Origin of the sequence: Campylobacter sp. IFREMER_LSEM_CL292, from assembly GCF_025771615.1 — a bacterium.
Classification (GTDB): domain Bacteria; phylum Campylobacterota; class Campylobacteria; order Campylobacterales; family Campylobacteraceae; genus Campylobacter_D; species Campylobacter_D lari_D.
Window position 1 is genome coordinate 125,766 of sequence record NZ_JAKMQP010000001.1, and the last position, 12,089, is coordinate 137,854.

11 protein-coding genes are annotated in these 12,089 nt (G+C 24.5%); 4 read left to right on the forward strand and 7 right to left on the reverse strand.

The window, feature by feature from the left end:
* The gene (drt3a, locus tag L8T82_RS00645; RefSeq protein ID WP_263725649.1) at positions 1-1,335 is read right to left on the reverse strand and encodes an antiviral reverse transcriptase Drt3a; all 1,335 of its coding nucleotides are present in this window, start codon (positions 1,333-1,335) and stop codon (positions 1-3) included.
* A 31-nt stretch (positions 1,336-1,366) separates the two neighbouring features.
* Complete coding sequence (locus tag L8T82_RS00650) at positions 1,367-6,142, reverse strand: type ISP restriction/modification enzyme (protein ID WP_263725650.1); 4,776 nt, start codon at positions 6,140-6,142, stop codon at positions 1,367-1,369.
* A 556-nt stretch (positions 6,143-6,698) separates the two neighbouring features.
* On the opposite strand from L8T82_RS00650, the gene L8T82_RS00655 reads away from it, so the two are divergent.
* A complete protein-coding gene (locus L8T82_RS00655) occupies positions 6,699-7,841 on the forward strand; it encodes an AAA family ATPase (protein WP_263725651.1) in 1,143 nt (380 codons plus the stop codon).
* Positions 7,834-8,433 carry an RloB domain-containing protein gene (locus tag L8T82_RS00660; RefSeq protein WP_263725652.1) on the forward strand — a complete coding sequence of 200 codons (600 nt, stop codon included), beginning with the start codon at positions 7,834-7,836 and terminating at the stop codon, positions 8,431-8,433. Before L8T82_RS00655 ends, L8T82_RS00660 begins: the two co-directional genes overlap by 8 nt.
* Before the next feature lie 69 nt (positions 8,434-8,502).
* Here L8T82_RS00660 and L8T82_RS00665 read toward each other — a convergent pair whose 3' ends face one another.
* Positions 8,503-8,721, reverse strand: coding sequence for a hypothetical protein (locus tag L8T82_RS00665; RefSeq protein WP_263662144.1), 219 nt, complete (start codon positions 8,719-8,721; stop codon positions 8,503-8,505).
* A gap of 878 nt (positions 8,722-9,599) precedes the next feature.
* On the opposite strand from L8T82_RS00665, the gene L8T82_RS00670 reads away from it, so the two are divergent.
* Both L8T82_RS00670 and L8T82_RS00675 read left to right on the forward strand, forming a co-directional pair.
* A complete protein-coding gene (locus tag L8T82_RS00670) occupies positions 9,600-9,962 on the forward strand; it encodes a recombinase RecT (protein WP_263725753.1) in 363 nt (120 codons plus the stop codon).
* Between the two features lie 100 nt (positions 9,963-10,062).
* Complete coding sequence (locus L8T82_RS00675; RefSeq protein WP_263725653.1) at positions 10,063-10,515, forward strand: hypothetical protein; 453 nt, start codon at positions 10,063-10,065, stop codon at positions 10,513-10,515.
* A 75-nt stretch (positions 10,516-10,590) separates the two neighbouring features.
* Here L8T82_RS00675 and L8T82_RS00680 read toward each other — a convergent pair whose 3' ends face one another.
* The 4 genes from L8T82_RS00680 to L8T82_RS00695 form a co-directional block, all read right to left on the reverse strand.
* Entirely contained in the window at positions 10,591-10,758 is a 168-nt protein-coding gene (locus L8T82_RS00680; RefSeq protein WP_158336971.1) for a hypothetical protein, read from the reverse strand.
* A 209-nt stretch (positions 10,759-10,967) separates the two neighbouring features.
* Positions 10,968-11,267 carry a hypothetical protein gene (locus L8T82_RS00685; protein ID WP_263725654.1) on the reverse strand — a complete coding sequence of 100 codons (300 nt, stop codon included), beginning with the start codon at positions 11,265-11,267 and terminating at the stop codon, positions 10,968-10,970.
* 186 nt (positions 11,268-11,453) lie between these two features.
* On the reverse strand, positions 11,454-11,885 hold the full coding sequence (locus tag L8T82_RS00690; protein ID WP_263667829.1) for a hypothetical protein: 432 nt from the start codon (positions 11,883-11,885) through the stop codon (positions 11,454-11,456).
* The gene (locus L8T82_RS00695) at positions 11,839-12,024 is read right to left on the reverse strand and encodes a hypothetical protein (RefSeq protein WP_263667828.1); all 186 of its coding nucleotides are present in this window, start codon (positions 12,022-12,024) and stop codon (positions 11,839-11,841) included. Before L8T82_RS00695 ends, L8T82_RS00690 begins: the two co-directional genes overlap by 47 nt.
* Positions 12,025-12,089 lie beyond the last annotated feature (65 nt).

A 12,089-nucleotide genomic window follows, 5' to 3' on the forward strand; every position in this document is an offset into this window, starting at 1 on the left:
TTAATTTTTCCATGCCAAAGATATATTTTTTAAATCATTGTTACTTTTTAAACGAAAAATTTTTTTGTTTTCAAAATTTTTTACAAAAGAATATTTTTCTTTAATTTCATTTTGTAACTTTTGTAACTTTTCTAAATCAATATTTAGTTTTTCATATGGTTTTATTTTATCTATTTTGCATTTTAAAAAAGCATCTAATCCTTGAAAACAACTAATATCGTTAATATGCCTATTTGAGTAAAATACACCTGAATATATATGTTTTTTAGCACCTTTTAAAGCTATATTACCAGTTAAATATTTTAATCTTTTTATTAACATTCTTCTAGCATTTGTATCATCATGCTTACTTTGTTTATTATAACATTCTACGGTCTTGGTTATTTTGTTTTTATATTTTTTTATTTTATTTTTACTTAAACTAATTGATAATTTTTCTTTTTCTTTTTTAAAAGCATATCCGAGAAAATCAAAATGTAACTGTCCATTTTTTGAAGTATCAATGATTTTTCTTTTTTGGCTTCTGCTATTATGAAAAGATAATTGTGTTTCTTTTTCTAATAAATTTTCAATTTTGTTTTCTATGTTCGAAGTACTAATTATTATAATATCATCTACATATCTTGCATAATATACAACTTCTTCTAAACTATCAACTTTTTTATCAAAATCTCTCATATAAAGTTCAGATAAATAAGCACTAATCCCTATTCCTCTAGGGATTCCTATATTTTGATTGTTGGATAATTTGCTATATTCTTTTAATATAGCAAAAATGATTTTTTTTGATGTTGGCTCTAAAATATAATTTTCTTTAATTATTTTTTTTAACTTATCATGAGGTATAGTTTCATAAAAATTTTTTATATCAAGTCTTATAATAAATTTAGGAATTTCATCATCTATTAAACATTTTATTTGTTCAATTATTGCATTTCTATCAGATTGTTTAACCTTAAAAGATCTTTGTATATCCTTTTGTGCAAATTTCAACGCAAAAAATAAAGCTTCATTTTTAGTATCTACAATATAAGTATCTTTATCTTTTATACTCTTAATATCTATGTGGATATTTAGTTTTTCACTGTCTATTTTATTTTGTATTTCACAAAATAATTTATTTAAAATTTTTCTTTTTTCTTTATAATATTCACCTATTTCTTCTTTGACTTTTCTGTCTTTATTATTTTTTAATTCTTTAATTTTTTTATCGATATTTTCAATTTCGCCAAAACTTTTAAACTTATCAGGAAGATAATTTCCTTTTTTATTTTCTTCAAAATATATTTTAAAGAAAATCTTCATGTGTGAAAAAATTTCATTTTCTAAAATCATAATAAATAACCTTGATATTTAATTTGTATTTTCACTCACACTCCATTTTACTAATCTCATTTATCAAATCAACGCTTTTTATAGATAAATCAATGATTTTTAAAAGAAGTTCATAGATATATTTACCACCTTGATAATCATTTGGATTGTTTTCTATCAAGCTTTTTTTATCTATGCTTATTTGGTATCTATCGATAATCCAATCAATCGCACTTTTGCCATTGATTTTATACTCATAAGCAATATTTGGTATATTTTTTATAGTGATATTGTGATTATAAAAAATATCATTTCCTAGTTTTTTCATCTTAGTGACTTTATAAAACTCATCATTGCCAATATCAGCTAAAACTCCATCTTTAAATTCCACTTCTTTAAACATTTCATTATTTTCATAGTTTAAATGTAAAGCGGCTAGCTTTTTACCCAAAATGCTTAAGCTTTTAAAATCTTTACTTATAGGTACTCTTGGGGCTTCTTTTGAAAGTTCAAATTTGTATTTTTCTAAATAGCTTTTGTGATTTAAAATAGCATAAATATAATAAAATATATCTTCTTTGTTTATAGTTTCATCTTTTAATTGTTTTTTAAATTCATCTAAAGCAAAATCACTTATAGCGTATTCTTTACCTCCATTTTCTTGGTAAAAATAAAGCGGAAAAGCTTGGGTGTTGGCTAAAGTTTGATAGTCGGTTATAGAATTTACTATAAAAGATGAAAATTCTTTAGTCGCCATTAAACTTGTTAAAATCAATAAATTCTCATCTGTATTTTTAGGAAATAATTTTGAAAATTGAGATTGTTCTTCATTCCAAGTTTTTTCCCAGTAAAGATATTCTTTAGTAAAGGGACGATGAGAAATTTCTCTTATATTTTCTTGATTAAAATCTTTGATTTTTTCATTATTTATTAAATCTTTTTTTAAAGCTCTAGTCCAAGCTATTTTAGTATTATCTATGGTTATATCATTATCGCTTAGCTCTTTATAAAGTTCAGATTTTTTAATATTTTTATTTTTATCTAAAAATGCTTTGTGATCAAATTTAGCTAAGTCTTCATTATAAGTAGCTATGCATTTTTGCATAGAATTTGCAAGCTTTTCTTTAGAAAAATTATAAGCCCAGCTATCACGATTTGTTACTATGCCTGTGGCATTTATAGCAAAAATTCCATATTCATTTTTATCGCTTTTTAAAGGCATTAATTTATCAAAGTCCTCTCCTCTTTGATTGATCCAATCGCCTTTTTCATTTGGGATTATATTTACAAAAGGCACATTTATTATGCTTTCAAACTTTTCTAATTTATTAAGTTTTTCTTGTCTATTTAGATAATCTCCTATATCATAATAATGAATTTTATTTGTTTTAGCATTTGTATCTTTTATGAAAAATACTATAGCCACTGTTGCACGTGATCCAGAACTAAATATCTGTCCGCCTTCTTGTTTAGCTTTTTCTCCAAAAGTTCTTGTATTTCCTCTTAAATTTAAAATATAAATATCGCTAAATTCTTTAGCTACGCATTTTCTAAAGCCATCAGCACTTGTTGCATCTATAAAGCCTCCATTTACCACAAAACCTATAATGCCATTATCTTTTATTTTATCGCTTGCCATACGTATAGCTTGAATTAGCGTATCCCTTGTTGAATTACCAAATTTACCATTTGATTCATTGCCATAAGTCTCTTTAACGCGTTTTTCTAAATTGGGGTGAGAAATGTTTGCATTATTATCATTTGCACTACTTGCTCCAGTTGAATAAGGAGGATTGCCTATGATGACTTTGATTTTTTCATTGGCTATTAAGTCTTTGATTTTTTTATTTTCTTCTAAATCTTTAAATTCTAAAGCAAATAAGCCACTATCTTGTGTTTTTTTATCTAAATAATCAAGACTATCAGCTAAGGCTATATTTTTAAATTTATCTAAAGTATTTATCCTTTCATTGCCAGTTTGTGTGATATTAATAAGCGCTATATAATAAGCAAGTAAGATTATATCTTGAGCAAAAATTGCTTTTTCGTATTTGTTTTTAAAATTTTCATCACTAATTAAGTCATTTTCTTTGCTTAATAATCTTGTGATAAAACTTCCTGTGCCTGTGAATGGATCAAAGATTTTTACATTTTCATCGTTAAAATCTGTATTAAAATGTCTTTTTAAAAGCTCATTAACAGAATGAAGTATAAAATCAACCACTTGTATAGGAGTATAAACTATGCCTAATTTTTCAGCTTGTTTTTTAAAAGCTGATCTAAAGAAAGTATCGTATAAGTTTTTAATGAGTTCTTGTTTGCTTTTTTGACTTTTTGCTAATTTTACATTTTCTTCTACGTTTTTATAAAAGGCTTTTAAAGATCTTGTTTCTTCATCATCTAAACCAAAGGTATTTAACTTTTGATTTACTTCATCAAGAGCTTTTCCTATGGGATTATCATCCATATTTTTATCAAATAAAACATCAAATATAGGTTTAGTTATAATGTGAGAGCATATCATATCTATGGCTTCATCTTCTTTGATATTTGGATGAATATTTTCTTTTAAGGAAGTTAAAAATTCTTCTAAAATTTCAGGATGATCTTTAAAGATAGCATTTAATCTAATGTTTAATTTTTCTACTATTTTAGCTGTTTTTGCACTAAAGCTTTGCCAGTAACCTTTATCGCCAAGCTTAGTTGGTATGGCATTATACATCGTGTTTGCAAGCTCACTTAAGGTAAAACTATCAAACAAGCTTGGCTCATAGTTTTTATCTGTATTATTCGAGCTTTCATCTGCCACATAATCAGCCACAGCTATTTTGATCTTTTCTTTAAATACAGCCTCATCTACTAAGGTATCATCGTGACTTCTTAGAGCTTTTAAGATATTCCATATATTTAAAAAATTGGTATTTTTTATAGCCTCATCTAAATTTGAAAGCTCATTCTCGCTTAATGCTAAAGGCAGTATGATATAACCTGTTTTTTTATTTGGAGCTTTTCTCATTACTCTACCTACTGATTGGATTATATCTACCATAGAATTTCTTCCATCAAAAAATACTACACTATCTAAAGCAGGTACATCCACACCTTCACTTAAACATCTTGCATTGCTTAGTATATTACAAGTATTTTCTTTTGGGGAGTTGAGATTATTTAGTTTATTTAATCTTATATTGGAGTTCATAGTTCCATCAACATGATCTATGTTTATATCAAGATTTTTAAAAGAATCTTTTTTTAATGCTTCATCATAGCATTGCATAATAATTTTAAAAGAATTGGTTATATTTTTAGAATCTCTTATGCTTTTGCAAAAATTTATAACTCTTCTTGAAATATTACTATCCATTTCTTCTAAAAAGTCATTATCTATTTGGTTGTTTTCATCAAGAGCAACCAAATCATTTCTTGCTAAACCTTTATGTGTACCTATGATTTTAGATACAAAGTCTATATCTACATATTTTTCATCTACATTTTTTTCATCTTTTAATTTTGCTATGGCTGTATTTGCTATGTTTGCAATACCTTCTTGTTTGATAGCTAAAATAATAACTTTATAATCGGTGAGTAAGCCTTTTTCAACTGCTTCTCTAAAATTAATACTATAAATTTCATCTCCAAAAATTTCTTCATCATCCATAGAAAATACTTCATTATCACTTTCCAAAGCTTTGCTTTTTTGAGAACTAGAATAAATCTTTGGAGTAGCACTCATGTAAATTCTTTTTTTGGCTTTGATGTTTTCATCACTATGGCATAGAGTAAAAGTATTTAGTTTATCTTTTTCCTTGCCTGAATATAAATTTCCTACACTTCTGTGAGCTTCATCGCAAATGATTAGATCAATCTCATCTAGATCGTTTTGTTTTTGAGCTTGCATGATTTTTTCAACACTTTGATAAGTAGAAAAGATGATAAATCTTTTGTTGTCTTTTTTAGCTATATCGTAAGCTTTTTTAATGCTTTGTGTATCAGTAGAAGCAGGAATGGGCAATTCTAAAATATCTATATCATCTTCAATGCTTTTACCTGATTTACTATCTGAGCATACAATAGAAGCAACAAAATCATCAGTTTTCTCTTTGCAATATTCTCTAAATGTTTGCCCTACTAAAGCTATACTAGGAGCTAAAAATAAAACAATGGAATTTTTAGGAGTAATTTCTTCTATAATCTTTAAAGATGTAAAAGTTTTCCCAGTACCACAAGCCATGATAAGCTTGCCTCTTGTGTTATTTTTGTTTGCAAAATATTCTTTTGTGTTATTTATGGCTTGTATTTGATGTTCTCTTGGTTTTTTCTTTGCAGTAATTGGTAGCTCTAAAGAATTATTTGGATCAAATTTATCCCAACTTATGTTTGAATTTAAAAAATCTTCTAAAGTGATCAATTCTATAGGTATATTATTTTCTGAAATTCGCCCCAATTGCTCTTTAGCTTTTTGAGTGAGATCGCTAGCACTTATAATAATACCTTTACTAAATTTAACTTCTTTTACTCCGTTTGATAACATACTAAAATAAGTTCCTAATTTACCAAAACCTACTTTTGAATTTTCATAAAACTTACATTGAACTGCAATATAATCATCATCTTTTGTTTGAATGATTAGATCAATACCACAATCTTGCCCATCTTTTTTATCCCATTCATCCCAAAGATAAATATTTTTATAAATATTTGCTGTATCTTTTTCTTTTAAAAGATGTTTTGAGAGTTTTTCAAACATAGATCCCTTCGATCTAGTGTTTAAATTTGCTTTTTTTAATTTTTCTAAGATGATTTCAAAAGTAGTTTCGTTTGCACTCATTAAAACTCCTAATCTAATAATATAAAGAATATATCAAAAATTAACTTTGTAACTTATAAATATAAAAGTTTTGTATTTTTATTTTGTGTAATTATAAATGGATATTATACCTACTAGAAAGCTTATTAGATCAGTAGTGTTTTCTTTATAGAGATATCTTCTTATACAGTTTTATGCTTTAGTTTTCTTTGAAGCCATAATTATTATATTAATTTCAAAGGGCTTTATAATAACTTATTTTATTCTTAACAATATTTAAAAATATATTTATTGAATATTTCATTTAAATCATTAAGAGTAAATATATTTTTGTGGATTTAGTTTTATACGAATATTTTATATGCCTATGGAGTGCAATATTGAAATTTGCTAAGTTGTTTATTTTTTACCTTGATTAAGAATGTATTTTTATTAATTCATTTTTATAGCTTTAATTCTTTAGTGAATATTATAAAAATATCAAAACAGACTTTAAAACTATATATTTTTAAACATAAACATATTTTATGTTTATATTAACTATCAATGCTTTATAATAACGCAAAAGGAAAATATTATGTTAAGAAAAATAGAAATATCTGGTCTATATTCTTTTGGAATAGAAACACAAATTGTTGATTTTACAGCAAAGCCAAAAAGTAAGTTGAAAAATACAAAATATGAGTATAATTTTAATTTATCACAAGCTGGGAAACCTATGAAATCAGCAGTTTTTTTTGGAAAGAATACTAGCGGAAAAACTAACTTTTTTATAGGCGTAAAAATTTTACTAAATATAATTAAATATGGCTTTTCTCATACCCTAAGAGAGCATTTAACAAACAATGCCTTTAATGAAAATTCAAATTCTATAAAATTAAGTATTGAGTTATCTAATAACAATAAAGATATTTTTACATATTCGATAGAGTTTGATAAAAAATATATCCTAAAAGAATCTTTTTTGAAAAATAATAAAATTATATATGAATTTGAGAATGATAAGGCTATTTTTAATATTTACAGTAAAGAAGATAATAAGCTATTAGAGTCATTTTTTTCAAGAAATCTTAGTGAAAATATATTTTACTTATTAAAAGATTTTGAAATAGAGCAAAAAGAAATATTTGTAAATCTTATAAACAATATTGAAGTTTATATGAATAGTAATTATTCAAAAAAATATAATTTTGAATTTGAAGAAAATAAAAAGAAATATTTTTTAGAACACAAAGAAAGTATTTTGGAAATTTTTCAATTGCTAGATAAAACTATAAAAGATTTTGAGTTTAAAAAGTATGAAAAAGATGGAAAGAATATATACGAAATCTTTTTTGTTCGCAATGGAAAGAAATTTAATTATCAAATAGAATCAGAAGGTATTAAAAAAATAGTATATTTTGCAGATAAAATAACCCAAATTATCAAGGAAGGAAAAATTGTTTTTATTGATGAATTAGATTCTTCAATAAGCACTTTGGCGCTAATACTTATATTTAACAATCTTATTAATACAGAGGAAAACCATAATGGACAATTAATTGTTTCATCTCATAATGTTTTATTATTTGATGTTAGTTTTTTAAATTCACAACAAATATTTTTAATTCAAAAAGATCAATACCTAGAGAGTAAGATAAGAACTTACTACGATTATGATATTAGAAGCGAAAAGAAAAAAGCATATATTGATTATTTAAAAGGGCTTTATGATGAATAAAAAAACAAAACCCAGTATACAGATTTGGTGTGAAGGTAAAACAGAAGAAGATTATTTTAATTCCCTTTTTAAATATCTAAATTATGATAATGTTAAAATAGATGTAAAAAATTTAAAAAATAATAATTCATATAAAAACATTCTTTATAAAATAGAAAAAGCACCTTATATTGATAAACTTATTATTGTAATGGATCTAGATAGAGCAAAAAGTGATACTAATGAGTTAAAAATTTTAGAAAAACTTATAAAACATATAAAAAAGTCAAAAGATATACATTTATTTCTTACTCTTGATGATTTTGAAGATTGGCTTAGATTTCATTTTGTAGATAATAGTAAAAATAACAAAACAAATTTTTATAAAAAATTAGGATATAGCGATAGTAAGAATTTTAAATCATCTACTAACGATTTATATTCTCAAATATTAAATAAAGGTGGATGTATAGAAAATGCTGAAAAGTATTTTTGTAATATCGCTGTTTTTTGCGATGATCAGCGTAAGATTGATAAAAATTCACTAAATAATCTAACTCAAAGTAATCTATATTATTTTAGAAAATTATTAGAACAATATAATGGTATTTAAAAAAACTCTGCTTCTTTTTTTATATTGTGATTATATACAGATTAATCAATAATATCTGAAATTGGTTTTTTAGCTAAAACAATTTAAATATTTATGAGTAAGTTTGTTTTGTCTTTTTTTACAATTTTGGTTTAATTTATATAATTGATCTTCCTCAAATCCATCATTTATTCCTGCCTCGGCAAGCTCTAACTGTTCTTTGTGAAATTCTTCATCATCTTTAAAAGCTTCAAAACTTTTTATCCATAATGCTTTTCTCTGGTTTATATATTCTTCGTTTTTAAACATATCTATCCTTTTGTTTTATTATTTAATTTTGCTTATTTTAATTTTTCTAAGATAATTTCAAAAGTATTTTCGCTTACACCCATTAAAAATCCTAAGCTAATAATATAAAGAATATATCAAAAATAGACTTTATAACTTATAAACATTTTTCTGTAAATATATTATTTAAACTATTCTTAGTAGAAATTTGTAGATTTCGCAAATATCAAGAATATCAACAAAGTAACTATGGATATAATACAAAGTTGATAAAAGCTAGATCTTTGAAATATTATAATTAAAAAATAATATTGTATTTTTAAAGTTGATTAGATAATATATTAATTTAATAATTTTTATAACAAAAAAAAGGAAATAAAATGGGACAATATATTGTATTAGCCTTTGCAATAGCAGTTGCTATATTTGCGACATTTTATGACTTTGATAAAGATAAAAAAATCGATAATAATAAAAAATAATTGATTTTGATATTTTATTATTAGAAGCATGTTTATATCTTTTAGCTTTTATTTTTTATTGCTAGATAATAATATAAATAAAAATTTTAAAAAGCATTATTTATAAAAATACCTGCGAAACAATCTTAAGATTCATGGAATCTATTGGCGTAGGATTATTTATAAATAGTCTTTATGGTTTGCAAATGGGCGATAGTTGCACTATTATCGATCTTTCTTAAAGATTGATCTTTTTTTAAAAGAAAATAAGAGAGAATGGATGGTTATAATATAGCTATTTTAATTTGGTGCTATCACTCTTATTTTTGGCACATTGGTTTTAACAGCTCATTATTTTAACGATAAATATACTAATGAAAGAAAAAGTTAGTCTTTAGCTTTTAACGCACCCTATAAGTTGGGAGTAATAAAACAGAAATAAAATATTACCTTAGTGTTGCAACTAAATACGGTCTAGATCCTTTCTTACGCCAAGTATTTTTTGTTCCTCGTAAGGCAAAAGTTACAAAAAATGGTAAAGATGTGTGGGTTGAAAAAATAGAACCTTTAGTGGGTAGAGATGGCTTTTTAGCTATTGCTCACAAAAGCGGAAAATTTGGCGGTATTCGTTCTTATAGTGAGATTAAAAACTATCCAAAATTAGTGAATAATCAATGGCAATACACTCAAGATTTGGTTGCAATTTGTGAAGTTTATAGAACTGTTGGCGATAAACCTTTTATAGTTGAAGTTGCATATAGTGAATATGCGCAAAAAACATTGAAAATGCCTACAATCTAGTATAAAATATAAAACAGCTTAATATAAGTTAAATACAAAAGCTTGATATATAGAATAAATAACCTATCACAAATTGTGTTATAATGATAAAGGATTAAATATGCAAGGAAATATTATGGCTCAGGAAAAAGAGTATATACTTAATGAAAGTTTTAAAGCTTTATTAGAAAGTATTTTTTCTAATCCTGAACAATCACAAAAATTAATTAAAGCTTTTGAAGAACTTGTTAATGGTAGAGCAACTACTCAAAGATTGAATTTTGAAAATCTTAAAAATCAAACTATAGAAGAAATAAGACAAGAGCTTGTAAGTAAAGATTTATTTCAATCAGAGATTAAAAGATTGGAAAGTTTAATTTATTCTGAAGTTGCAAGACTAGAAGGAATTATTAACACCAAAATAGCTGAAGTTAAAACTGAATTCTCAGAACAAATTTCTAGCGCTAAGCAAAAAGCGCTTTATTGGCTTTTAGGTACTGCAGTAGCAACTACAGTAACTATACTTTCAAGCGTTTGGATTATGATGAATTTTATGCTAGAAAGCTTAAAATAAAAATTATTTAAAGTTTTTACTATATCTTGTTGATATACAATTTTATAGTTAGGATAATATAGTTATCCTATGAATTTAAGTAATGTTTTTCATATAATCATAAATTAAAGCTGTTCGACTAATAATAAAATTCTCAAAATCATCATTTAATAAATATTTAACCATATCTTTTGTTATAAAATGTGTTTCTAAATCTTTAAAAAATTGTTCTTGTTGATTATCTTGTATTTTTTTATTTAGCAACTCTTTTATATATGTGCTTGGATTTTTATTATTGATTTTATTATTATATTCTTTTGTAATAAGTGCTATATTTGCTATATTATTAATTATATTATCATTAGATGAGATAAAATTTTTTAGATATCTCTTTTCCTAATATTAGAATTTATAGGAAAAATATGATATTCTTCTAAAAATTCACTAAACTTCTTAAAAACTGTTTGCTTTTATCACTCTTGATCTTCTGGCTTAAAACCTATTATTTTTGCCATTATACCCCTATAGCTTTCAAAACTATTCATTGCTTGCATATTACTAACTCTAAGAAGTCTAACTTTGTGATCTTGTTTGTAAAAAACTTTAAAAACACAACCACTTTCTTTGTGTTTTACCATATCATCTAAACCACATTTTTCTATAAACTCATAATCTTTAGCAAAAACTTCATTTTCTACATCAAATAAATCTTGAGAATAGCCATTAGGATTAGCTGGATCATAAGTATAAGAACCTACTACACATTCTCTCATAGCTTTTTGTATTTCTTCTTGGGATAATTATTTTTCCATTTTACTTCCTTTTTTTATTTTTATAGTGATATAAATAATTTAATGTATAGTTGAGAAATTTATTTTTTGAATATTTTATAAAAGAACCAATAAACTATATAAAAGTACATATTATAAAATTGCAAAACTATTAATATTAACTACTTTTTATTTGTTATTATTTTTTTCTTGCTTTTGCCATAAAAACTGAGAAGCTACAACTCCAATTGAAGTAACAAATCCTACAAAACTTAACCAAGGATATTTAAGATACGCGAGGGCAAAACCAAATATAAATCCTATTAAAATTATTATAAAAGCAAATATCTGTCCTTTTTTTACATATTTAATTTGCTCTGGAGCTAGATTTCTCATAACTTCTTGATTTTTACTATCTTCATTAATTAGTTTTCTTTCAATATCTATAATATGATCTGTTTGTTTTTCCATTAAAGCAATACATTTTTCTTGCATTTCTTTTGATAGTCTAGGCAAACAATCAAAAGAAGAATTAACATTAATGAAAGTATTATTTTGCTGATTAAGAGTAATATTATTTTTGTTTTGTGATTTTTTTGATTTCGGTTTTATATTGTTCATTGCTATCTTTTCTTAATTCTTCTGACTTTTTGTAAAAATTATCCACCATTGTCTTTCTATCTTTTAATGATATAGCATTAAGAATATCTGCATTAAACATATTTGTAAAGCCAAATAAAAAAGCATTTATGTTTGACATTTGCCTTACCCCTTTCTTGCTATAAAATAGCACTAACTCACAACAAGTAAATTATGTTATTTATT

Bases quoted from the DNA above. Each gene is read 5' to 3' on its own strand.
- L8T82_RS00660 (WP_263725652.1), top strand. From the start codon at position 7,834: ATGAATAAAAAAACAAAACCCAGTATACAGATTTGGTGTGAAGGTAAA.
- L8T82_RS00655 (WP_263725651.1), top strand. From the start codon at position 6,699: ATGTTAAGAAAAATAGAAATATCTGGTCTATATTCTTTTGGAATAGAA.
- L8T82_RS00665 (WP_263662144.1), bottom strand. From the start codon at position 8,721: ATGTTTAAAAACGAAGAATATATAAACCAGAGAAAAGCATTATGGATA.
- L8T82_RS00675 (WP_263725653.1), top strand. From the start codon at position 10,063: ATGCAAGGAAATATTATGGCTCAGGAAAAAGAGTATATACTTAATGAA.
- L8T82_RS00690 (WP_263667829.1), bottom strand. From the start codon at position 11,885: ATGAACAATATAAAACCGAAATCAAAAAAATCACAAAACAAAAATAAT.
- L8T82_RS00695 (WP_263667828.1), bottom strand. From the start codon at position 12,024: ATGTCAAACATAAATGCTTTTTTATTTGGCTTTACAAATATGTTTAAT.
- drt3a (WP_263725649.1), bottom strand. From the start codon at position 1,335: ATGATTTTAGAAAATGAAATTTTTTCACACATGAAGATTTTCTTTAAA.
- L8T82_RS00650 (WP_263725650.1), bottom strand. From the start codon at position 6,142: ATGAGTGCAAACGAAACTACTTTTGAAATCATCTTAGAAAAATTAAAA.
- L8T82_RS00685 (WP_263725654.1), bottom strand. From the start codon at position 11,267: ATGAGAGAATGTGTAGTAGGTTCTTATACTTATGATCCAGCTAATCCT.